The organism is Spirosoma sordidisoli (assembly GCF_004138325.1).
GTDB classification, from domain to species: domain Bacteria; phylum Bacteroidota; class Bacteroidia; order Cytophagales; family Spirosomataceae; genus Spirosoma; species Spirosoma sordidisoli.
Map to the genome: position 1 here is coordinate 662,433 of NZ_SBLB01000004.1, position 22,371 is coordinate 684,803.

Below are 22,371 nucleotides of genomic sequence, written 5' to 3' on the forward strand. Positions count from 1 at the left end.
ACGGGAAGCGGGGTGAGCATGTTGATGCAAAGTTAATATATACATTACCATTAGCAAAAGATCCCATCTCTTTTGTTCAATGACCTCAGTGGATAGTACTACCGGGCCTTGAACGAAATGTTATTGCCTTCAAACTTCGGTTAGGCGTTGGCAAAGCTCACACAGTCTTTTGTCAGTTCATTCCAATCGGTGTTTTCTCTACCTTGAGAAAGATGAACGCTTTTTTGTCCAACTGCTAATCTTCCTGCATAAGTGCGTGCGTATAGTTAGTCGCAATAGCTCAAAATAACCTAAATACCAAGGAAGATACAAAGGTAAGCGGCCCCTGTGTTGGTGTACCTACATAAACACAAAAGCCGCTGATGTCAGCGGCTCTGTTTGTTTCTTCCCCTTTCGGGAGGTACCAGGAGCGGGAGTCGAACCCGCACGGGCTTGTGGCCCACAGGATTTTAAGTCCGGCGTGTCTACCGATTCCACCATCCCGGCATTTACGAAAAAAGCACCGTTGGTCGGTGCCTTTTTCGTGGAGCGAAAGACGGGGTTCGAACCCGCGACCTCGACCTTGGCAAGGTCGCGCTCTACCAGCTGAGCTACTTTCGCGTATTATAATTTTGCAATTCCCAGTATGTCGGCGAATTGTGGATGCAAAATTAGCGCTATTTCGACGCTTGTCAAGTCTTAGACCCAAAAAAATTTACATCTACCTCACGTCGATCGGGTCGAAAAACTGATTACGAATGGGTTAGGGCGATCAGCAGAATGAAAAAACTGTTCAGACACACGCCCGATATCCACATCATGCGCATCGTATGGCGGTAATCGGCCAGGCCCGGGTTATGCCACACCCGCCAGAACCAGCGCAGGAAGTACAGGACCGCCGGCAACAGAAATACCAAATAGAGCCAGAAGTAATAACCGTCCTGAAAGTAGACGTAAAAGGCCAGCAACGACAGACCATACATCAACACGGCACAGATAAATGTGCCCCGAACACCGAGCAGCAGGCTGAGCGTCCGGTCGCCCCGGCGCGCATCTTCGTGGTGCTGGTAGACCTGCGTAACCGGATACAGCGCCATCAGATTCAGCACGCCCAGCAATCCGCCCAGCAACAGCCGGGGTTCCAGTACCGCCGACAGCGGCAGGTTATTGATCGACACATAGGTCATGACATAGGTGATCCCGCCCTGCAACCCGCTGATGAGTAGCCAGCTGAAGATCGGGTACTTTTTGAGCCGGATGCGGTCGTGGCTATACGCTTTGGTGATAAAGCCGTAGACAAGCAGATAGACGACAAAGGCCCAGTTGACAAAAGCACCCAGAAGCAACGCAACGACATCGAGCACCCACGAGAGCCAGTACAGGCTGCTGGTAACGGGCGGGGGCGATTCAAGTCCGCCAATGGGCCCTTCGTCTTTATCGAAATAGCTGTTATAGGCGTTGCTGGCCGGGTACAGCAGCAGATGAATGATCAGTCCTACGGCAACGATACGACCCAGGTGGAAGGTGGGCGACTGACTGACGGCGAACCAGAAGATGGGCAGCAGAAAAAACGAGAAAGGTACCCGCAGGTGCAGCCACAGGGTTCGGGCGTTCATGGCTTTTTGGTTAAAGTGCGCTCAATTTAAAGAACTTTCAGCTCAACGCGCAGTTATACGAGAACCCAGTTTTGTTCATACGTTTAGCCTCCGTACTGGCGGAGCACCCACTCTATGAGACAGCATCGCAGCGGCTATATCAATAGCATCGGCACCGCCGTACCCGCCTATTCATCGACCCAACAGAAAGCGGCTGAGTTTATGGCCGATGTGCTGCAACTCGACGAGCGTGACAGCCGACGGCTTATGGCTCTTTATCGCCATACGCGTATCGACCAGCGCCATACCGTACTGGCCGATTACGTTCGGCCCAAAGACGAGTTTACCTTTTATGCCAACACGCCCGGTATGGAGCCGTTTCCGACGGTGAGTCAGCGGATGGGCGTATATCGGCAGGAGGCTGTTCCCCTGGCCCTGAAAGCCATTCAGGATTGCTTTGCCAACTATGCCGACTTCGATCCGCAGACCATTACGCACCTGATCACGGTCAGCTGTACGGGCCTGTATGCACCAGGTCCCGACATCGAGATTATCGAAGCACTGGGCCTGCCGAATACCACCCAGAGGCTCGCCATCAATTTTATGGGCTGTTACGGAGCCTTTAACGGGCTGAAAGCAGCCGATGCCATTGTGCGGTCCGATGCCGACGCGCGGGTACTGGTGGTGTGCGTAGAGCTGTGTACGATTCACTTCCAGAAAAAAACCGAAACCGACCACCTGCTTTCCAACGCGCTCTTTGCCGACGGCTCGGCCGCGGTGCTGGTAGAGAGCCGACCTCGGCCCGAGCAGTCGTTCCGGCTGCGGTCGTTCTACTGCGACCTGCTCCCCGAAGGGAAACACGCTATGGCCTGGCACGTGAGCGACTTCGGCTTTGAGATGACACTCACCGCCGAAGTACCGACGTTTATCCAGCAGGGGATTGGTCAGCTGATGGAGCGCCTGCTCGACCAGTGCGGCCTGACCCTCGATGATATTGGCCACTACGCCCTCCATCCTGGCGGCCGGCGGATTCTGGAAGTTATCGAAGGGCAGCTGGGCATAACCCCCTTCGACAACCGCCACGCCTACGAGGTGCTGCGCCAGAACGGGAATATGTCGTCGGCCACGGTTCTGTTCGTGCTGAAAGAGGTATGGAACAAGCTGCAGCGCCGGCAACTGACCGAACCGGCGTCGGCCGACGAGACGGAACCTACGCTGTCTCAACCCGATAACATACTGAGCTGTGCGTTTGGCCCCGGCCTGACCCTCGAAGCGATGGTACTGGAAGTAGTTACGGACGCACCGGTCTACGCTACGACAGCACCTTCCAGCGCATCAGCCCGAGTTTTGTGAGCATGTAGAAGAGCGAGGTGCGCAGTACACCCAGGCCATAGATCGAGGAGCGCCGGAAATTGATGGACGATGCTTCTTCGAAATACTTGGTGGGGCAGGTCACCTCGCCAATATCGAAGCCTTTGTAGAAAATCTGCGCAATCATCTCGTTGTCGAAGATGAAGTCGTCGGAATTGTGAGTGAAGTCGAGGCTGCGCAACACCTCGCCCGAGAACGCCCGGTAGCCGGTGTGATACTCCGACAGTTTCTGGTTCATGAGCAGGTTCTGCGTGAACGTCAGAAAGCGGTTGGCAATGTATTTATACATAGGCATTCCCCCTTTGAGAGCGCCTTTCCCCAAAATTCGGGAGCCAAACACAACCGGGTAAAGCCCATTGCCAATGATGGTAATCATAGCAGGCAGTAAGAGGGGCGTATACTGGTAATCAGGGTGCAGCATAATAACGATGTCGGCTCCCAGCTCCAGTGCCTGTGCATAGCATGTCTTCTGGTTACCACCATAGCCTTTATTCCGATCATGCCGGATAACATGCCGGATCCCCAGCTTACGGGCAACCTCAACGGTATTATCCGGACTGGCGTCATCAACCAGAATGACGTCATCAACCAGATCGAATGGAATTTCACGGTAGGTACGCTCCAGCGTGAGGGCAGCCCGGTAGGCGGGCATCACTACAACGACTTTTTTACTATTAAACATGGGTCAAAACTAAGGCCTAAGACTCACTAAGCCAATATTATGCCGAACCAAGCGAAACCATTCGGCGTATTGATTATAGTTTTACCGAATTAAACTAACTTTTCCGGCAGGACAGGGTTAGACTGATGTTCTTGCCGATATGCTATGCTAACCAGCGAAACTACGTTCTTTCTGGCTTTTGCCGCTTTTGTGCTGATCGTGATGGCACTCGACCTCGGGGTTTTTTCCCGGCAGAAAAGCCACGTTGTCCATTTTAAAGAAGCCGCCACCTGGAGTGCCATCTGGGTCGCCTTGTCGGTCGGGTTTTATTTTCTGCTCAAAAACTACGGGTATCTCGTTCACGGCATCACCGATATGGCGAGGTTGCAGGAAGTACAGAACCTGTATGCCGACCACGTTGATCTGGTCCCCGGCGATTTTGCAACCAGCCTGGCCCGGTTTCAGAATAACATGGCCCTCGAGTACATAACGGGCTATCTGGTCGAATACTCGCTCTCGGCCGACAACATCTTTGTCTTCATTCTGATATTCAACTCCTTCGGCGTTCGGGAACGGTACTATAAGAAGATTCTGGTTTGGGGGATTCTGGGCGCTATTGTCCTACGCTTCGTCTTCATCTTCGTGGGGGCGGCCCTGTTGCAGCGTTTCGAGTGGATCATCTACATCTTCGGCGCATTTCTGGTCTATACCGGTCTTCAGCTTTTCTTCCAGAAAGACGAGGACGAAAAAATCGAGCCCAGTAAACACCCGGTTGTTCGGTTTGCGAGCAAATACCTCAACGTGTACAAGCGCAACGTAACCGATAATTTCTTTGTCCGCCGGAAGTCGGATCAGAAACTGTTCGTTACGCCCCTCTTCATTATCGTTATTGTGGTGGCGTTTACGGACCTGATCTTCGCCGTCGACTCGATCCCGGCTATTTTCTCGATCACCAAAGATCCGTACATCGTTTTCTTCTCGAACGTGTTTGCCATCATGGGGCTGCGGTCCATGTTCTTCTTCCTGTCGAGTATCATGAGTCAGTTCCGCTTCCTGAAAGTCGGCCTGGCGGTGCTGCTGACGTTCATAGGCGTGAAAATGCTGACCGAACACTGGCTCGAAGAGCTTGGTTTTCAGCCCGTTTACTCGCTCTACATCATCATCGCCATCCTGACCATCAGTGTGCTGGCTTCCTGGCTCATTCCAGAGAAGAAAGAGGAGGTTGAACGCGTAAAGGAAGATGCCTGACCGGGCCGGTTTTCTATTCTAGCGTTCCTATACATCGCAGGACTTATCATAGCGCGCTATGGCAAGTCCTGCGATTGTGTTTAATCTTGTAAGGAATATGGGGCCAACCTTTCGTTCCGACATCCTGCGCGCCTACCGCCGACGCCTGACCAACCTCAGCAGCCGTAACCGATCGCTGCTGCTGACCAGTTTGCCAGCCGGTCAGTTTCTGGACCTGCACGAAGCTAACTTTGTGCTCAACAAGCCTTCGTTCACGATCGTGGCTGAGCTGATGGCCCGAAAAGCTGCGGTGCCGGTCTGCGACGTACTCGATGCCCGGCAGGAACGGAGCAACGAAGTAAGCCGGAAACTTCGGCGTATAGATCGTACTGCCCGGTTTATCGAAGAAGAACGCGGCACCGAAGACCTGTATGTAGGCTGGCCGTTTGTACAGGGTAAGTTTGGCGATGGCACGGTTGTTCATGGCCCGCTCCTCTTCTTTCCGGTACGGATCGAACAGCGGGGTAAAGTCTGGACGCTCGTTCGCCGGGGCGACGAAGTAGCGTTTCTGAATCCGACTTTCGCTCTGGCGTATGGTCAGTTTAACCAGATCAGGCTACCCGATGAGGTCATCGAGAAAACAGCCGACGATTTCGACCGCGACCCGCTGGTGTTTCGTACGCAGTTGTACGAATGGCTTAAAGACAGCCCGTTCGACATCCATTTCAACCAGGACTTATTCACCGATCAGCTCCGGTTTTTCAACAAACAAACCGCCAAAACACTCGACCAGCTCGAACGCACCGGCGAGCTAAAGCTATACCCCGAAGCCGTACTGGGCATTTTTCCGCAGGCCGGTTCGTATCTAGTTCCCGATTATGATCAGCTGATTCTGGAACAGGAGAACGGGCCACAGGATGCGGACATACCCTCGCCGTCGGCCTCTTCGCTGCTTTCCGAAAAACAGATCCATACGCCACTACCGCTCGACGCATCGCAGGAAGCGGCCCTGCGGGCCGTGAAAGCCGGGCAATCGCTGGTAGTGCAGGGGCCGCCAGGTACGGGAAAGTCGCAGTTGATTGCGAATCTGATGGCCGATGCGGCCGCGGGTGGCAAACGCGTACTGCTGGTTTGTCAGAAACGGGCCGCGCTCGATGTGGTCCAGGCGCGGTTGCAGGACGTCGGTATTGGTGCCTTTTTGGCCCTGATTCATGATTTTCAGGACGACCGCCGGGGCTTGTACGCTCAGATAGCCGGGCAGATCGAGCAGCTGGATACCTATCGACAGCAGAACAACAGCCTGAACGCCGTGCTGCTGGAACGCGACTTTGAGGTAGAGAGCCGCCGAATCGACGAAGCGGTTGCCGAACTCGGCGCGTTCAAAGAAGCCCTGTTCGACACGAGCTTGTTCGGCCTGTCGGCCAAAGAATTATACCTGATCAGCGACACATCCGGCCCAACCACTCAGGTCGACGATGTTTATCAACAATTCCACAAAGCCAATGTGGATAACTTTGTCGAGCGACTACGTGACTTTTCAGCCTATCAGCAACGGCTGGGCACTGATCACCCCTGGGCCGATCGCCAGTCAATGGCAGACTATACCACCGCCGACCAGCCCCGAATCGATCAGACCATCAGTCGTTGGGTACAAACCCGGACTGACGCCCACAAACTGACTACCGCCCAGCTGGGCAAACCACTAACGCTGGCCGAACTCGCCGACTGGCACGCCCACGACTGGTCACTTACGGCGCTGCTGGCACTACTCGATACGCCCGACGCTGACAGCCAGTGGCACCTGCTGCAGGCCCTACGGGTAAACCCAGCCCATCCGGCCCTGGCGATACCCGAAACGCGACTTACCGACCTCGCCGACACCTGGGCCGACGCCGACAATCCTGAAACCTCGCTGCCCGTTGCCGAGCTGCGGTCCTTTCGTGCCCTCCTTACCGATGCGCTGGCCGCCCGCCCCTCCTGGATTCGGTGGAATTGGTGGCAGCTAACCCATCCCGGCAATCGCCAGCTCGTGGCCGTAGCTGCTGCTAACCGGCTGACCCTAAGCGAAGCCGATCTGATGAAGCTGGCCACCCAGGTCGATACCCGCATCAGACTCGAAGCCGTTCGATACGAAGCCGGACCTCTATTGGCGGGTCTGCCGCTGTCTGACGGGCCCGATAGTCTGCGGCTCCTGCGCCGGGTTCGGTCTGTACTCGACCGGCTGGCCGACTTGCCGGTTCTGCGTTCGCTCCCCGAAGCCCATTGGCAAACGCATGCGCAGTTCATCAACAGCGTTACCCGTTTGCTGGCCCTGGCCCGGCAGGTCGACGCTCAACAGATCAGCAGCCAGTCGTACCTGACCAGCACCCAGCTCGACCACATCTGGTCCGATCCAGCTCAGGCCGACAGGCTGCGGCAGTCGCTCCAGCGCGACTTTGACTACCTGCTGGAGGCCGACCGGCTACAAGCCGGTTTTTTAGAAGCCGAGCGAATTCTAGTCGACCGCCTGATGCATACCGAACCAACAGCCTGGACCGCTACCGTTCAGAACGCGCTTTACCTGGCCTGGATCGATGCTCTTGAGCAGCAATATCCCGTGTTACGCATGGTTTCTTCGCTGCGGATGACCCAGCTGGAGCAGGCCCTGCAAACGAGCGTCCATCGCAAACAGGTACTCAGCCAGGACAATTTGCTGGTCAAGCTTCGGGAGCAGACGTATAAAAACCTGACCTTCAACCGGCTCAACAACGTAGTTACCTACCGCGACCTGCTGCACCAGACTACCAAGAAACGGAACATATGGCCCGTCCGTAAACTAATGGAACGCTTTGCCGACGAGGTATTCAGGCTCGTTCCGTGCTGGCTGGCCTCCCCCGAAACGGTATCGGCTGTGTTTCCGTTACGGGCAGACCTGTTCGATCTGGTGATCTTCGACGAAGCCTCGCAGTGCTTTGCCGAACAGGGTATTCCTGCCATGGCCCGGGGCAAACAGATCGTCGTAACCGGCGACAACCAGCAGCTGCGCCCCAGCGATCTCTATCGGACTCGCCTGACCGACGAAGTCGACGAAGAAACCCCGGCCGAACTGGAGGTTGAATCCCTGCTCGAGCTGGCCTCTCAACAGTTGCCGCAGCTATCGCTGACTGAACACTACCGGAGTCGTTCGCTCGATCTGATCACGTTCTCGAACACGTATTTCTACCAGGACAAACTTCAGCTTTTGCCCCATTTCGCCGACGTTAACCGCCATACGCCCGCCATACAGTATAGGAACGTAGCGGGACTATGGCAGCAAAATACCAACCTGGCCGAAGCTGAAGCGGTGCTGTCCCTTCTCGATCAGATTGCGGTTGAGCTACCCGGCCGATCGGTCGGTATCGTGACGTTCAACTACCAGCAACAGCAGCTGATCCAGGATCGGCTCGACGAACGCATTACGGGACTTCCGCTTGCCGCGCCCCCTCCCGGTTTGTTCGTTAAGAATATAGAGAACGTTCAGGGCGATGAGCGCGATGTCATCGTTTTCTCGGTGGGATACGCGCCTGACGAACGCGGTCGTCTGACCATGCAGTTCGGAAGCCTCAACGCGCGCGGGGGCGAAAACCGGCTCAACGTGGCCGTAACGCGGGCGCGGGAACGGGTCTATGTGGTAACGAGTCTGTGGCCGGATCAGCTCGCGGTCGAGAACGTCACCAACGAAGGTCCCCGGCTGCTGAAAGCGTACCTACATTATGCGCTTAGCGTATCGGAGGGTCGCTTCAAACCAAAGCCGCAACCTGTAACGCCAGTACCGACCAGTTTTTTACTGAAAGATAAACTGGCCGCCCAACGACCCAATTGGCAACCCGAACTGCCCTTTGCCGATCTGACAGTTAAAGTAGATCAGATCTATCGATCGCTTATATTGACTGACGATGATACGTATTACCAGCAATCGCCCAAGCAAGCGCACGCCTATTTGCCGGTTGCTTTACAAAGCCGACACTGGCCGTTCCAACGAATCTGGAGTCGCGAGTTCTGGCGGCAGTCAATTGACGGCAATACCCAGATCCGCTAACGGCAGACCGTCTTTTTTGTCGTATAGCACTGGCCGTCAGCCGTATTAATTATACTGATGCCGGCTAACTATTTGGTGGGTTTCGCGTTACATAGTACTGAGTATTCCCCTGATTCGTGTTTGTTCTGTCAATACGACCTCGATGCTATCAATCGAAACTCCTTCTGCCGACTCGTCTGGAACCCTCCATGCTCTATGGGAAGGGGTTCGCCGTCGCGATTACCAGAGCCTGACCAATCTATACCGGCACCTGTATTCAGATCTGCTTCGCTTCGGTCAGCGGTTTGGTCACAACGCCGACACGACTAAAGACGCGATCAACCAGATTTTTCTGGAAATCTGGGAGCGCGCTGATACCCTGATGCCGGTCGATAACGTTCGTTCGTATCTGATTACTTATTTGCGTCGCAAACTGCTGCGTGTGTTTGAACAAACGAGCCGGTTTACACCCATCGACAATCAGGAAGAGTCTTCTGAACAGTCGTATGAAGACATTCTTATTCATGCCCAGCAGGAAGAGCAGATCCGCAGCCGACTCCGGACTGCCCTGGCTCAGCTTACGCCCCGCCAGAAAGAGCTGATCGAGATGCGCTTTTTCAGGGGAATGTCAAACGAACAGATTTGTCAAGAAACCGGTATGCACATCAATACGGTTTATAACACCCTCTCATCGGCCCTGAAAACACTTCGGCAAACGCTGAGTCAGGCCGAGTATCATAACCTTCTGAGCGCCTGGCCACTTTGGTTACCGGTCTTGCTACAGGCCTCGGATAGACTGGCTGTACAAATAAATTAGCAATCGTCTGTGAGATTGGCCGACCAGGCTGCACTATACAAAAACACGTCATCAACAAACCAGCAATCAGATAGCACCACCTATACGTGCTGTACCAATACCCCATGAAGTATGATACCTACACCGCCGACGACTTCCTGCTCGATGATCAGTTTCTGGCCTACTGTCGCGGAAACGATCAGGAAGCGGTCTTGTTCTGGGAGCAATGGCAACAGGCCAACCCGCCGAACCTGGCTGCTTTCCGGGAAGCCGAGCGGATGTATGGTATCCTGAGTGGCCAACAACCCCGACTGGACAACTCATTACAGGAACTGGAAGCACTGATCCAGCAACAACCGACGCCAACCGCAGCGCCAGCGCCGGTTCTACCAATGCACAAACCGGTATTGAGGACGGGGTGGTGGACGGTAGCGGCATCGGTAGCCGCCCTGGTGCTGGCCGGCTGGGCGGGGTACTGGTTCTGGCAGCAACAGTACGTAACGGAAGTGACCGCTTATAACGAACGCCGGACCATAACCCTGCCCGACGGTTCAACCGTAGCGCTCAACAGCCACTCAAGCGTTCGTTACCAGCGCAGCAGCTTCACCGAATCGGCTCGAACCATTGAACTGACGGGAGAAGGCTTTTTCGACGTTACCCATACCGCCACGCATACACCGTTTACCGTTCGCACCAATGGGCCTTTTGATGTGCAGGTGCTGGGTACAACCTTTTCCGTACAGAATCGTCCCCATCAGCAACGGGTTGTGCTGAATACGGGGCAGGTGCGGGTCAGTTTTCACGATGCACAGCCAGCCGTAACGCTCCAGCCGGGCCAACTGGTAGAAACCAGCGCATCTGACCCCCAACCGCGCCAGCGAACCGTGCGTCCTACCCTTTACAACGCCTGGATTCGCAATCAACTGGTATTTGAAAATGCCAGCCTGATTGAGGTGGTATGGACACTTAAGGAGCAGTTTGGGATTCCGGTCAGGCTGGCGAATACGGTATCGGGCAATCAGACCGTAACCGGTGTCTTACCCATCAGCGACCCGGAAACGGTTCTGCGGGCCATAGCGGAACTGAGTCAATTAAGCCTTACAAAAACAGACCATGGTTTCGTTCTGAGTCCTTAACCCACCAGAGGCTTATGCGGTACAGACCATTACATGCCGGTAGTTGTCTCATCTATACCCATCGTTTGTTGGCCGGTCTGCTTTTTATGGTCAGCACGGCGCTTGGGCAATCTCGCCTGTCGCTCCAGGAAGGTTTGCAGAAGCTTAACCAGAAGCGAGGGCTTTATTTCCTGTACGATCCGGCGGTTATCAACGGCCGCTCAGCTAGCGTACCCACCGATTGGTCGTTGCCCACCGAGCCGTTACTTACCCAACTGCTACGCGGCACTCAGCTGTCGTTTCGTAAGGTCGGCGATTGCTACCTGATCGAAGCTGCAACGGCACCAGCCCCCCCTCCTCCTCCCGTCAGTCGGGCCAGTCAACCAACCCGGCGGTATACCATCAGTGGCTACGTAAAAGAGCAGAACAGCGGTGAACAGCTGGCCGGGGCCATGGTTTATGTAGTCGGTAAAGTGGCTACCACGACCAATGCCTACGGGTATTTTGCGCTGTCGCTTCCAGCGAGCGACGATGTGGAGCTGCTTGTTTCCCTGGTTGGGTACCAGCGGGTCTATGAGCGTATTCGGCTCGACCGCAACCAGTCAATCAACATATTACTGCCTAATAACGATCAGCTCGACGAGGTAGTGCTGGTGGCCGATGCGTCTGAACGGGCCGGAGCCAGTCCACAAACCAGCCAGCATAGCATGCCCGTAGCTACGCTGAACGAGTTGCCGGCCGTGCTCGGCGAAAAGGATGTACTCAAAACGCTGCAACTACTACCGGGCGTACAGAAAGGTCTCGACGGGCAGGCAGGCTTGCACGTGCGCGGGGGCGGGGGCGACCAGAACCTGCTGATTCTGGACGATGCTCCGGTGTATAATGCCAATCATCTGTTCGGCTTTTTCTCGGTCTTTAACGTCGATGCCCTGAAGAACACCACCATGCAGAAAGGAGGCTTTTCGGCCCGCTACGGCGGCCGACTATCCTCTGTTGTGGATATGACCATGCGCGATGGTAATCGACAAACCCACCATGGCGAAATAGGTACGGGGCTGGTAACCTCCCGGTTGCTGCTCGAAGGGCCGCTGATCAAAAACAAAGCGTCTTTTTTGCTGACCGCGCGCCGAACTAACTTCCCCTCCGCCCTGGGCAACTTTGTAGTCGGTCTGCTCGATAACTTCACCGGAACCGACTGGAAAGCCAACTTTTACGACCTCAACATGAAAGTAAACGCCGATCTGGATCGCCGGAATCAACTGTACCTGAGCAGCTATTTCGGTCGCGACTTCTTCGGCGGGGGCGACAGCCTCGATCAGAACCGGCGTTGGGAAAATGGTATTCGCTGGGGAAACGCCACGGGTACCCTCCGCTGGAACCACCTGTTCAGCGAGCGTTTGTTCTCGAACCTATCGCTCATCTATAGCAACTACTATTTTTCGAGCCATACCCGGTTCATACCGACCAGCCCCGATGGCGTAGCTCAAACCTGGCGCTCGTTCGATGGGCTAACCGACTACTCGGCTAAATATGACCTGGATTATTTTCCCCGGCTACATCATCAGATTCGGGCAGGAGTAATACTGACCAGGCGCACCTTCCGGCTCAATGGATACGAATTGCTTAACGCCATTACCCCTGGCCAACAGACATCGGTAGAACATAACCAATCCCAGGAAACCTCTGTTTATGCCGAAGACGAATGGACCACAAACAACAGGCTCACCTTAAAAGCGGGCGGGCGGGTTACGCGTTACCGCGTACAGGGTCAGTCGTTTTTCCGGGCAGAACCCCGCCTGTCAATCACAGTCCGGCTGACCGATAAGACCGCTCTGCGGAGTTCATACGCGGAGATGAATCAGTTTGTTCATCAGCTAACCAACACCGGGCAGGGCCTGCCTACCGATTTGTGGGTTCCTGCCACGGATCGGGTTCGTCCGCAACAGGCTCGGCAGTTTGTTCTGGCAGCGGTACACGATCTGACCCCGAAATGGCAGCTCAGCCTGGAGGTATATCAGAAGCAGATGCAGCACATCATTGGCTACCACCCGAATGCCGACTTTATTGGCATCACCAACACCCAGGATGCAGCCAATATACAGTGGGAGCGCAACGTAACTACAGGCAATGGGAGTGCATCGGGCGTGGAGCTGATGCTCCAGCGCAAAGTAGGCCGCCTGTCGGGCTGGCTGGCCTATACCTGGGCTATAACCCGCTGGCGGTTCGACGAGTTGAATAACGGACAGCCGTTTTATCCGAATCATGACCGGCGACACACCCTTTCCTGGGTAGGCACGTATGCCATCAGATCAACGCTGAAACTGTCGGCCAACTGGATGTTCAGCTCGGGTAATCCGCAATCACTTCCGGTTTCGGGCATTCCGAGTTTCGGGCATCTGGGGCTGGGTAAACCCAACGACCTGAATACACCTTCGGAGCAGCTATTCGGTACCGAAGGGCCGCTGGTACAGGTTCGCCGATCGTTCAATACCTTCAGGGCAGAACCGTTTCATCGGCTCGATCTTACGCTGCAAAAATCATACGTAGCCCGGCGGCTCACCCATCTGGTCGAACTTGGTATCGTCAATGCGTACGGACGCAGAAACCCCCTCTACTATGACCTGCATCTGGAAGAGAACAACCAGCTGACGCTGAAGCGCATATCTTTGTTTACCTTTATTCCATCGGTAAACTATACACTGCGTTTCTGAATGGTACGCGCTGGTCTGGTATTTTTTTTCTCATGGCTGCTGGTCGGCTGCCTGAAAACAACCGACTCCATCGACCCGAATCGATTAGCCGCCGATCGGCAGTCGAAGCTATACGTCCTGTGCTTTATTTCACCCCAGGACACATTACTGACGGCTAAAGTGGCCATGTCTGAGCCACAGATTATTGCCACACTTGAGCCTACTTTACTGGTAAAAACCGCTACGGTTACCCTCAGCGATGGTCAGGCATCTATCCCCCTGCTGTACAGCGATAGCCTGGGCTATTACGTGACTCGGCCATTGGGGCGTTTTCGGATACGGGCGGGGCAAACGTATCAGTTAACCGTATCGATGGGCGACGACCGACGTGTGCAGGCTACGGCAACGGTTCCGCCCGCTATTCCGATTGGGCAGGTTCGGATTGACTCCAGTATACTGGCTCAGACCGGCAACCGTACCAGTATTCGCTACACAACAACCATAGACTGGGCTTCGCCCGGTGGCCTCAACTATTATCGGGGCTGGGGTGAGCTGACTCAGACTATACAAACCCAGCAGGGTCGATTACCCGAGACACGTATCAGCCGCCCCGACTTCTTTGTTCTCCGTGAGAATAATACCGGTCCAGGGCCTTATTCGACTACCGGTTCGTTTACGCTGACTGTAACACCAGGAAGCCTCGTGCGCACGGCTCGAACGCGCTTTGGTCTGTTCAATACCGATCAGAATTACTACCAGTACCACGCCACACTCCGTGAGCAGCTCAATACGCCTAACAGCCTCTTTGCCGGCACACCCGTTTTGTTCTCCAACATGGAAGGCGGCTACGGAGTCTTTGCGGCCTATAATGCAACCTACATAAGCCGATAAATACGCAGGCACTACCGTTGGGCAGTGCCTGCGATATACCATGTAGCCGGTCAGAGTGGCTTATGGCAGTAGTACCTGATCGATGACGTGTACAATACCATTGAGCCCCAGCACATCGGCAGTAACTACAGTAGACGGACTCGCGTTAGCGTTTCCTTTCACCGACACCCCTGCCGACGAGGCCGTAATAAAGACCTGACCACCCTGAATGGTTGTAACGGCATTGGTACGCAGCCCAGCCGCAAACGCCCGCTCGTTCAGCACATGGTACGTCAGGATGCGTGTCAACACGGCCGGATCAGCCGACTGGATGGACGCTATCGTAGGGAAGCCGGCCGCCTGGAAAGCCGCGTTGGTTGGCGCGAAGACTGTGAATGGACCACCCGTTGCAATAGTCTGTACCAGCCCGGCCCGTTGCAGAGCGGCCACCAGATACGTCAGATTCGGATTAGCAACGGCTATCTCGGCCAGATTACCGGCCGGTGGCAGTAGCACACGATCAATAACGTGGACGACACCGTTTGTGGCCCGCACGTTAGCCTGCGTTACCGTAATCCCGTTAACCAGAATACCCCGTTGCTCCCGAACGGCGTACACCTGCTCGCCCTGTAATGTGCGAAACCCGGTCAGACGCGCGGGTAAGCGGTCGGCAAAGTAACGCTCGGTTCCGATCACGTGGTAGAGCAGAATCTGCCGCAGTGTGTTCAGATCTGCATTGTTGATAGCGGTCTCATCGGCAAAGCCGGCGGCCTGGAAGGCAGCATTGGTCGGCGCAAAAACAGTTAGGTTACCCGAGGCCAGGGCCGAGGCCAGCCCCGCCCGAACAACGGCCATCCGCAGCAATGAGAAATTAGGGTTGGCAACGACCAGATCGGTAACGGTACGGGCCTGAGCCCCGCCATCTGGCAACAGCACCTGATCAATAACATGCACCACCCCGCGTAATGTAATCAGATTTTGCAGCTGAATCCGAATAGGAGCGGCATTGCCAACACCCTGCACGGTTGCTCCGGTGACCGTTTGGGTCGTTGTCAGCCGTTCACCATTAATCGTTTCCAGATCACCAACCGAAAACTGGGGCGTAAAGAACCGCTGTCGAACCAAATGATAGGTCAGAATACGCCGTAAGACAACCGGATCAGCCGACTGGATGGACGCAATCGTAGGGAAGCCAGCTGCCTGAAAAGCCGCGTTGGTCGGCGCAAAAACCGTGACCGTTTCCTGCACCAGTAGCTGGAACAGATCCGAACCGGCTTGTGAAGCCCGCTGTAATGCCGCTACCAGATACGTTAAATTAGGGTTACCAGCTGCTACCTCAACCGTATTGCCGGCCGGCGGCAAAAGAACCTGACCAATGACATGAATAACGCCGTTGTTGGTTTCCAGATCCGGCTGCGAGACCAGAACCCCGTTCACGGCAACGGCCCCTTGCTGATCACGAATCACCTGCACATCTTCGCCCTGCAAGGTTTTAATAGAGGACAATGCATCAGGTATTCGGTCTGAGAAATAACGCTCGGTTCCGATCACGTGGTAGAGCAGGATCTGCCGCAGTGTGTTCAGATCCGCATTGTTGATAGCGGTCTCATCGGCAAAGCCGGCGGCCTGGAAGGCGGCATTGGTAGGCGCAAAAACAGTCAGGTTACCCGAGGCCAGGGCCGAGGCCAGACCGGCCCGAACAACGGCTGCCCGCAGCAACGAGAAATTATCATTGCCGACAACGACCTCTGTAATGGTCTGATTGACACGAACGCGCGCCCCATTGGCGGGAGACGTGGACCGGGGTTCTATTCCCCGCTCACAGCTGGCTAAACAGGTTACGAACAGAACTGTCAGCAACAGTAGCCACTGTTGCGATAAGGCGGCTAATCGTTTCATGAATTGATTTGCGTTAAACATGTTGAAGAAGTTTTGATTCATCGACTCGCTGACAGAGCAGACTTAAAGACTGACCTGGTGCGTTTCGATTAGTAGTGCAACCGACAAGGCTGTTCTCACAAAACTTTTCAACTTTTTTCGCAAACCGACAAACGGGGACTAGCGCTCATTCGGCATAAACTAAAAAGTCCGGAGCGTTAACTCCGGACTTTCGTTTATTCATTCATCATTTGCACGAACTGATCGAACAGGTAGCGCGAGTCGTGCGGCCCCGGCGACGATTCGGGGTGGTACTGCACCGAGAAGGCGGGCTTATCCTTGCGCCGGATTCCTTCAATGGTGTTGTCGTTCAGGTTGACGTGCGTCAGTTCAACGTTACTATGATCCAGCACCTCTTCGGCCCGAACCGCAAAACCGTGGTTCTGCGACGTTACTTCGCAGCGGCCCGTGATCAGGTTCTTGACCGGGTGGTTGAGGCCCCGGTGGCCGTTGTGCATTTTATAGGTCGAGATACCGCTGGCCAGCGACAGGATCTGGTGACCCAGGCAGATGCCGAACACGGGTTTCTCTTCGTCCAGCACCTGCTTCACCGTTTCAACGGCATACGGCATAGCTGCGGGATCGCCCGGACCGTTTGCGATGAAGTAGCCATTGGGTTTCCAGGCCGCCAGTTCAGCGTATGGCGTCCGGGCAGGGAATACCTTCGTGAATACGCCCCGCTCGTTGAAGTTGCTCAGGATGCTCCGTTTTACGCCCAGGTCGAGCACGGCCACCCGCAGGCGGGATTCCGGATCACCCTGCTCGTACGATTCTCGTGTACTGACTTCCGACGATAACTCAAGTCCCTCCATGTCGGGTACTTTGTGCAGTTCTGCCAGCAGGGCTGCCGGGTCCAGGATCTCCGACGAAATAATGCAGTTCATTACCCCTTTGGAGCGGATGTAGCGTACCAGCTGCCTCGTATCGACACCGTGAATACCTACGATATTGGCCCGCTCGAAATAATCCTGCAACGATCCATCGGCGGTGTAGCGCGAGTGAATGTTCGAGAAGAAGTTGCAGACCATGCCCCGGATTTTCACGCTACCCGACTCCTGTTCAGCATCGTGTAACACGCCATAGTTACCAATGTGCGACGTGGTATTGATAATAACCTGCCCATAATAGGAGGGGTCGGTATAGATTTCCTGATAACCGGTCATGCCGGTGTTGAAGCAAATCTCGCCCCCGGCGGTTCCTTTCTTACCGAGTGCCAGGCCTCGATATACCGTGCCGTCCTGTAAAACCAGCAGGGCTTCGGGTTGCTGCGTATGTTTCATGAATGCGTTTTGGAATACAAAGGACTAAAAAAAAGGGTTAACCGATACCGGCTAACCCAATCTTATATTTCAGGCAGTGCGCCATCGGCTTTATTTTTTCTCGTCGTCGGTTGAAGCTTCAGGAGCAGCAGCATCCGTTGCAGGCGTCTCATCAGCAGGTGCTTCTGTCGACGTTTCAGCTACGGGCGCGGTCTCAACCTCGGCAGCCGGAGCCGCTTCAGCTGTAGGTGTTTCCGCAACTACCTCGGCAGCAACGGGTGCGGCTTCGGCAGCGCCAGCAGCCTGGCGAGCTCCACTACCCCGACGGCTCCGACGCGTTTTGGTCGTAGCAGCTGCTTTCTCGGCAGCAGCAGCCAGCAGCGTTTCGTTGAAGTCGACGAGTTCGATCAGGCAGGTTTCGGCATTGTCACCAGCCCGGTTGCCCAGCTTGATGATCCGCGTGTAACCACCCGGACGGTCAGCGATCTTATCGGCTACCGTACCGAACAGTTCTTTAACCGTTTCTTTGTTCGTCAACGACTGAAACACCACCCGGCGGTTCTGGTTGTTGTCTTCTTTAGCCCGCGTCAGGATGGGCTCCACGAATTTGCGGAGTTCTTTTGCCTTGGCAAGCGTCGTTTCGATCCGCTTGTGCAGGATCAGCGACGAAGCCATGTTCTGCAACATCGCTTCGCGGTGCGAGTGCGTCCGGCTGAGGTGATTATCTTTCTTACCGTGTCTCATTGTTATCTTGGCTTAGGGCTTGGGGCAAAGAGCATGGGGCAATTTCTCCCGATGTCCAAAGCCCTAGGCCCGAAATCTTAATCTTCGTCTAGTCTGTACTTAGCGACGTCCATACCGAACGTCAGGTTTTTCTCAGCAACCAGTTGCTCAAGCTCCGTCAATGATTTCTTACCGAAGTTGCGGAATTTCATCATGTCTGAAATCTCAAGCCGAACCAGGTCACCCAACGTCCGAACGTCAGCTGACTTAAGGCAGTTGTAAGCCCGCACCGACAGGTCAAGATCAGCCAGCGAGGTTTTCAACAGCTTGCGCATGTGCAGTACTTCTTCGTCAACGACGTTTTCTTCTTCCGGCTTAGCCGTTTCAAAAGTCATCGTCTGATCCGAGAACAGCATGAAGTGCTGAATCAGGATGTAAGCAGCTCCTTTGAGCGCTTCTTCGGGGTGAATGGATCCATCGGTTTCGATGTCCAGCAGCAGCCGTTCATAGTCGGTCTTCTGCTCAACCCGCGTGTTCTCAACGCTGTACTTTACATTCTTGATCGGCGTGTAGATGGCATCGATCGGGATGTGACCAAACGGCAGCTCATTGGCGCGTGGCTCATCGGCAGGAACGTAGCCCCGGCCTTTCTCAACGAAGATTTCCATCTCCAGATCCCGGGTATCATCGATATGGCAAATCTCCAGTTCGGGATTCAGCACTTCGAACGACGGCGAGAACTTCGATATATCACCAGCCTTCAGAACAGACTGCTTTTTGATATTAACCGTAATTTTGTTGTCGACCATGTCGTTGATCTTCTTGAAACGAACCATTTTCAGGTTCAGAATGATCTCCGTCACATCTTCAACGACGCCCTCAATGGACGAGAATTCGTGCAGCACACCGGGGAATTTTACGCTCGTAATAGCATACCCTTCCAGCGACGACAGCAGAATCCGCCGAAGCGCGTTACCGATTGTTACACCGTATCCTTTCTCAAGGGGTTTAAATTCAAATACCCCGTGAAAGTCGTCGGCTTTCTCCACGACGACTTTGTCGGGCATTTGGAACGCTAAAATGGACATACGTTTCGTATTGTTTACAGCAGTTCTCTGCCTTGGCGTGAAGACTCAAAAAGAGTTTTCAGTTTTTCGGTTGGATGGTTCCGGTCAAACGACCGCCTTTACGAGGTTCACAACCGAAAACTGCAAAACCGTAAACTATATATGAAGGCAGCAGAACCCCTTGGAGTTCTGCCAGCCCGATTACTTCGAATACAATTCGACGATGGCCTGCTCGTTGAAGTTCTCCGGAATCTGGTCGCGCTCAGGGTAGCTGATGAACTTACCCGTCATTTGCGTACCGTCCCACTCTACCCAGTTGTACCGCTTGGTGTTGCGGGCCGACAGGCTCGAGGTAACGGCTTCCAGCGACTTCGACTTTTCCCGAACGCCGATCAGCTGACCTGGCTTGAGGGAATACGATGGGATGTTGACTACTTCACCATCAACAATGATGTGCTTGTGCGACACCAGCTGACGAGCCGCCCGGCGTGACGAAGCGATACCCATGCGGTAAACGGTGTTGTCGAGACGAGCTTCGCACAGTTTGAGCAGGTTTTCACCCGTAATGCCCTCCCGAACCTGAGCCCGGTGGAACAAGGCACGGAACTGGCGTTCCAGAATGCCATAGGTGTATTTCACTTTTTGCTTTTCCAGCAATTGGAGTGCGTATTCAGACTGCTTCCGCTTACGACCCCGACCGTGCATACCCGGTCCGTAATTCTTTTTCTGAAGCGCTTTGCTCGGTCCGAGAATCGGCTCACCGAACTTGCGCGAAATTTTGGCTTTTGGCCCTGTGTAACGTGCCATTCTTTAATGAATGAATAATTGTGAAACATTGGACAGACACAACCAAATGTCGCCTGCCCCTATTCATGTCATCCGTTATTATACGCGACGACGTTTTGGCGGCCGGCATCCATTGTGCGGCAGCGGGGTAATATCACGGATTGTAGTTACTTCGATACCCGAGTTCTGAATGGTACGGATAGCCGACTCACGGCCTGATCCCGGACCTTTCACGAATACTTCGGCTTTCCGCATACCCAGGTCGTGAGCAACGGCAGCACAGTTCTGAGCAGCCGTCTGGGCGGCATAGGGCGTGTTCTTCTTCGAACCACGGAATCCCATTTTACCAGCCGACGCCCAGGAGATAACCTGGCCGTTCATGTTGGTGATCGAAATAATAATGTTGTTGAACGTAGCCCGGATGTGTACCTGACCAACGGGTTCAACAATTACTACCCGCTTTTTCGCTTTGTCTTTGCGTTTTGCTTGAGCCATTGTTTTGAGGTAATCGTCAGTGTGTCACGGGATGTCATTACTTACCACCGGCTGATGAACAACCCAATGATGTCAAATGATCCAGCATGACCATGAGCGACCAGTTTATTACTTGGTTACTTTCTTCTTGTTAGCAACTGTCTTACGCTTGCCTTTGCGGGTACGCGAGTTGTTCTTGGTGTGCTGACCCCGAACCGGCAGGCCCTTGCGGTGACGCAGACCCCGGTAGCAACCGATGTCCATCAGACGCTTGATGCTCAACTGAACTTCGGAGCGCAGTTGACCTTCAACTTTGTATTCGCTCGAGATGGCGTTACGCACTGCGCTCGCTTCATCGTCAGACCACTCACTGGCCTTCTTGTCAACACTGATACCAGCGTCGGTCAAGATCTTCTTCGCCCGGCTACGACCAATGCCGTAGATATAAGTCAGCGCAATCTCACCGCGCTTCTTGTCCGGGATATCAACACCTGCAATACGTGCCATGCTTAGCCTTGTCTTTGTTTGTAACGGGGATTCTTTTTGTTGATCACGTACAGCTTGCCTTTCCGACGGATCACGATGCAGTCTTCACTGCGCTTCTTAATCGACGCTTTAACTTTCATGGTTTAAAAAGTTTTCGGTCTTTGGTTTCCGGTTTTCAACACTTCGATTGATAGCCAACCGAAACCTGTAAACCGAAAACTGTAAACTCATTTATACCGGTACACAATCCGCGCCTTACTTAAATCATAAGGCGACATTTCTAACTTTACGCGGTCTCCTGGCAAAATCTTGATGTAGTTCATCCGCATTTTGCCGGAGATGTGAGCGATTACCTCGTGCTTGTTGGCCAACTCGACCCGAAACATAGCATTCGATAATGCCTCCAAAATCACACCGTCCTGTTCTATAGAATTCTGCTTTGCCATGTCTGCTTTAAGCCGCTACTAAATCCTGTGTTTCAACCATCAGGCTCGTGTTAGCAGTGACGGCCTCGATGTACTCGAAGGTGGTCAAAATTTCAGCCTTACCTTTCCGTACGGCAACCGTATGTTCAAAGTGGGCCGAAGGCTTCCGGTCAATAGTCCGGATTGTCCAGCCATCTCTGTCCTGGGTGATGCCTTTTTTACCGAAGTTGATCATCGGCTCAATAGCCAGCACCATACCTTCACGTAGCCGTGGCCCTTGTCCGCGTTTACCGTAGTTAGGAACTTCGGGGGCTTCATGCAGATCCTGACCGACGCCATGTCCTACCAGCTCCCGAACAACAGAGTAGCCAAATTTCTCGGTATAGGTCTGAATAGCAAAACCGATATCCCCTACCCGATTACCTTCTACGGCTTTCTCAGCGCCAATGTATACCGACTCTTTGGTCCGGGCCAGTAGCCGACGAATCGCCGGGTTTACATCACCGACCGGGTAAGTGTAGGCACTATCGCTGTGATAGCCGTTCAGCTTTACGCCACAGTCGACCGAGATGATGTCGCCATCACGTAACTCATACCGACTGGGGAATCCGTGAACCACTACGTCGTTGACCGAAATGCAGAGGGAAGCCGGAAATTTATTGAATCCCAGGAAAGAAGGGATACCACCGTTGTCTCTAATAAACGTTTCAGCAACTACATCCAGTTCCTTTGTCGTGACTCCAGGCCGGATCAGCTTTGCCACTTCGGCATGCGCTTTTCCGAGTACCTGCGCGCTGATTTTGATGAGGGCGATTTCTTCATCGCTCCTCAGAAAAATCATCTTGTCTTTTTTATCAGAACCAGCCATTGTCT

At 54.1% G+C, this 22,371-nt stretch carries 19 protein-coding genes and 2 tRNA genes; 7 read left to right on the forward strand and 14 right to left on the reverse strand.

Features of this window, described 5'->3' with window-relative positions; translation table 11 throughout:
* Positions 1 to 401: 401 nt before the first annotated feature.
* From EQG79_RS17665 to EQG79_RS17675, 3 genes are all read right to left on the reverse strand, one after another.
* Positions 402 to 486 (reverse strand) — tRNA-Leu (locus EQG79_RS17665).
* A gap of 38 nt (positions 487 to 524) precedes the next feature.
* Positions 525 to 600 (reverse strand) — tRNA-Gly (locus tag EQG79_RS17670).
* A gap of 131 nt (positions 601 to 731) precedes the next feature.
* On the reverse strand, positions 732 to 1,595 hold the full coding sequence (locus tag EQG79_RS17675; RefSeq protein WP_129602911.1) for a UbiA family prenyltransferase: 864 nt from the start codon (positions 1,593 to 1,595) through the stop codon (positions 732 to 734).
* Positions 1,596 to 1,709: 114 nt separating this feature from the next.
* On the opposite strand from EQG79_RS17675, the gene EQG79_RS17680 reads away from it, so the two are divergent.
* A complete protein-coding gene (locus EQG79_RS17680) occupies positions 1,710 to 2,927 on the forward strand; it encodes a type III polyketide synthase (protein ID WP_129602913.1) in 1,218 nt (405 codons plus the stop codon).
* Here the strand turns inward: EQG79_RS17680 and EQG79_RS17685 are convergent.
* A complete protein-coding gene (locus tag EQG79_RS17685; RefSeq protein ID WP_129602915.1) occupies positions 2,887 to 3,627 on the reverse strand; it encodes a glycosyltransferase family 2 protein in 741 nt (246 codons plus the stop codon). The genes EQG79_RS17680 and EQG79_RS17685 overlap by 41 nt on opposite strands.
* A gap of 144 nt (positions 3,628 to 3,771) precedes the next feature.
* Here EQG79_RS17685 and EQG79_RS17690 point away from each other — a divergent pair, with 144 nt between their 5' ends.
* The 6 genes from EQG79_RS17690 (at position 3,772) to EQG79_RS17715 (ending at position 14,361) form a co-directional block, all read left to right on the forward strand.
* Entirely contained in the window at positions 3,772 to 4,854 is a 1,083-nt protein-coding gene (locus EQG79_RS17690; protein ID WP_129602917.1) for a TerC/Alx family metal homeostasis membrane protein, read from the forward strand.
* Between the two features lie 97 nt (positions 4,855 to 4,951).
* Positions 4,952 to 8,890: an AAA domain-containing protein gene (locus tag EQG79_RS17695; protein WP_129602919.1), complete on the forward strand. Its 3,939-nt coding sequence runs from the start codon at positions 4,952 to 4,954 to the stop codon at positions 8,888 to 8,890.
* Between the two features lie 142 nt (positions 8,891 to 9,032).
* Positions 9,033 to 9,686 carry an RNA polymerase sigma factor gene (locus EQG79_RS17700; protein ID WP_129602920.1) on the forward strand — a complete coding sequence of 218 codons (654 nt, stop codon included), beginning with the start codon at positions 9,033 to 9,035 and terminating at the stop codon, positions 9,684 to 9,686.
* Between the two features lie 104 nt (positions 9,687 to 9,790).
* Entirely contained in the window at positions 9,791 to 10,801 is a 1,011-nt protein-coding gene (locus EQG79_RS17705) for a FecR family protein (protein WP_129602921.1), read from the forward strand.
* Between the two features lie 14 nt (positions 10,802 to 10,815).
* Positions 10,816 to 13,491, forward strand: coding sequence for a TonB-dependent receptor (locus tag EQG79_RS17710; RefSeq protein ID WP_129602923.1), 2,676 nt, complete (start codon positions 10,816 to 10,818; stop codon positions 13,489 to 13,491).
* On the forward strand, positions 13,492 to 14,361 hold the full coding sequence (locus EQG79_RS17715) for a DUF4249 domain-containing protein (protein ID WP_129602925.1): 870 nt from the start codon (positions 13,492 to 13,494) through the stop codon (positions 14,359 to 14,361).
* A 60-nt stretch (positions 14,362 to 14,421) separates the two neighbouring features.
* On the opposite strand, the gene EQG79_RS31335 is transcribed toward EQG79_RS17715, so the two are convergent.
* The 10 genes from EQG79_RS31335 to map form a co-directional block, all read right to left on the reverse strand.
* Complete coding sequence (locus EQG79_RS31335; protein WP_240699381.1) at positions 14,422 to 16,239, reverse strand: fasciclin domain-containing protein; 1,818 nt, start codon at positions 16,237 to 16,239, stop codon at positions 14,422 to 14,424.
* A gap of 215 nt (positions 16,240 to 16,454) precedes the next feature.
* The gene (carA, locus tag EQG79_RS17730; protein WP_077919274.1) at positions 16,455 to 17,558 is read right to left on the reverse strand and encodes a glutamine-hydrolyzing carbamoyl-phosphate synthase small subunit; all 1,104 of its coding nucleotides are present in this window, start codon (positions 17,556 to 17,558) and stop codon (positions 16,455 to 16,457) included.
* Between the two features lie 90 nt (positions 17,559 to 17,648).
* Entirely contained in the window at positions 17,649 to 18,281 is a 633-nt protein-coding gene (rplQ, locus tag EQG79_RS17735; protein ID WP_077919275.1) for a 50S ribosomal protein L17, read from the reverse strand.
* A gap of 77 nt (positions 18,282 to 18,358) precedes the next feature.
* Positions 18,359 to 19,348: a DNA-directed RNA polymerase subunit alpha gene (locus tag EQG79_RS17740; protein WP_046577854.1), complete on the reverse strand. Its 990-nt coding sequence runs from the start codon at positions 19,346 to 19,348 to the stop codon at positions 18,359 to 18,361.
* A gap of 180 nt (positions 19,349 to 19,528) precedes the next feature.
* Entirely contained in the window at positions 19,529 to 20,134 is a 606-nt protein-coding gene (rpsD, locus tag EQG79_RS17745; RefSeq protein WP_077919277.1) for a 30S ribosomal protein S4, read from the reverse strand.
* A 78-nt stretch (positions 20,135 to 20,212) separates the two neighbouring features.
* Positions 20,213 to 20,608: a 30S ribosomal protein S11 gene (rpsK, locus tag EQG79_RS17750; protein ID WP_077919278.1), complete on the reverse strand. Its 396-nt coding sequence runs from the start codon at positions 20,606 to 20,608 to the stop codon at positions 20,213 to 20,215.
* A gap of 108 nt (positions 20,609 to 20,716) precedes the next feature.
* Positions 20,717 to 21,094, reverse strand: a complete 378-nt coding sequence (gene rpsM / locus EQG79_RS17755; protein WP_077919279.1) for a 30S ribosomal protein S13 — start codon at positions 21,092 to 21,094, stop codon at positions 20,717 to 20,719.
* 2 nt (positions 21,095 to 21,096) lie between these two features.
* The gene (gene ykgO / locus EQG79_RS17760; RefSeq protein WP_009284800.1) at positions 21,097 to 21,213 is read right to left on the reverse strand and encodes a type B 50S ribosomal protein L36; all 117 of its coding nucleotides are present in this window, start codon (positions 21,211 to 21,213) and stop codon (positions 21,097 to 21,099) included.
* A gap of 87 nt (positions 21,214 to 21,300) precedes the next feature.
* Entirely contained in the window at positions 21,301 to 21,519 is a 219-nt protein-coding gene (gene infA, locus EQG79_RS17765; RefSeq protein WP_009284801.1) for a translation initiation factor IF-1, read from the reverse strand.
* 7 nt (positions 21,520 to 21,526) lie between these two features.
* Positions 21,527 to 22,366, reverse strand: a complete 840-nt coding sequence (gene map / locus EQG79_RS17770) for a type I methionyl aminopeptidase (protein ID WP_369822664.1) — start codon at positions 22,364 to 22,366, stop codon at positions 21,527 to 21,529.
* Between the last annotated feature and the right edge of the window lie 5 nt (positions 22,367 to 22,371).

Excerpts from the sequence above, each read along its gene's own strand:
- infA (WP_009284801.1), bottom strand. The coding sequence starts at position 21,519 with ATGGCAAAGCAGAATTCTATAGAACAGGACGGTGTGATTTTGGAGGCA.
- carA (WP_077919274.1), bottom strand. The coding sequence starts at position 17,558 with ATGAAACATACGCAGCAACCCGAAGCCCTGCTGGTTTTACAGGACGGC.
- EQG79_RS17675 (WP_129602911.1), bottom strand. The coding sequence starts at position 1,595 with ATGAACGCCCGAACCCTGTGGCTGCACCTGCGGGTACCTTTCTCGTTT.
- EQG79_RS17705 (WP_129602921.1), top strand. The coding sequence starts at position 9,791 with ATGAAGTATGATACCTACACCGCCGACGACTTCCTGCTCGATGATCAG.
- EQG79_RS17740 (WP_046577854.1), bottom strand. The coding sequence starts at position 19,348 with ATGTCCATTTTAGCGTTCCAAATGCCCGACAAAGTCGTCGTGGAGAAA.
- map (WP_369822664.1), bottom strand. The coding sequence starts at position 22,366 with ATGGCTGGTTCTGATAAAAAAGACAAGATGATTTTTCTGAGGAGCGAT.
- rpsD (WP_077919277.1), bottom strand. The coding sequence starts at position 20,134 with ATGGCACGTTACACAGGGCCAAAAGCCAAAATTTCGCGCAAGTTCGGT.
- rpsM (WP_077919279.1), bottom strand. The coding sequence starts at position 21,094 with ATGGCACGTATTGCAGGTGTTGATATCCCGGACAAGAAGCGCGGTGAG.
- rplQ (WP_077919275.1), bottom strand. The coding sequence starts at position 18,281 with ATGAGACACGGTAAGAAAGATAATCACCTCAGCCGGACGCACTCGCAC.
- rpsK (WP_077919278.1), bottom strand. The coding sequence starts at position 20,608 with ATGGCTCAAGCAAAACGCAAAGACAAAGCGAAAAAGCGGGTAGTAATT.
- EQG79_RS17715 (WP_129602925.1), top strand. The coding sequence starts at position 13,492 with ATGGTACGCGCTGGTCTGGTATTTTTTTTCTCATGGCTGCTGGTCGGC.
- EQG79_RS31335 (WP_240699381.1), bottom strand. The coding sequence starts at position 16,239 with ATGAAACGATTAGCCGCCTTATCGCAACAGTGGCTACTGTTGCTGACA.
- EQG79_RS17690 (WP_129602917.1), top strand. The coding sequence starts at position 3,772 with ATGCTAACCAGCGAAACTACGTTCTTTCTGGCTTTTGCCGCTTTTGTG.
- EQG79_RS17695 (WP_129602919.1), top strand. The coding sequence starts at position 4,952 with ATGGGGCCAACCTTTCGTTCCGACATCCTGCGCGCCTACCGCCGACGC.
- EQG79_RS17685 (WP_129602915.1), bottom strand. The coding sequence starts at position 3,627 with ATGTTTAATAGTAAAAAAGTCGTTGTAGTGATGCCCGCCTACCGGGCT.
- EQG79_RS17700 (WP_129602920.1), top strand. The coding sequence starts at position 9,033 with ATGCTATCAATCGAAACTCCTTCTGCCGACTCGTCTGGAACCCTCCAT.
- EQG79_RS17680 (WP_129602913.1), top strand. The coding sequence starts at position 1,710 with ATGAGACAGCATCGCAGCGGCTATATCAATAGCATCGGCACCGCCGTA.
- ykgO (WP_009284800.1), bottom strand. The coding sequence starts at position 21,213 with ATGAAAGTTAAAGCGTCGATTAAGAAGCGCAGTGAAGACTGCATCGTG.
- EQG79_RS17710 (WP_129602923.1), top strand. The coding sequence starts at position 10,816 with ATGCGGTACAGACCATTACATGCCGGTAGTTGTCTCATCTATACCCAT.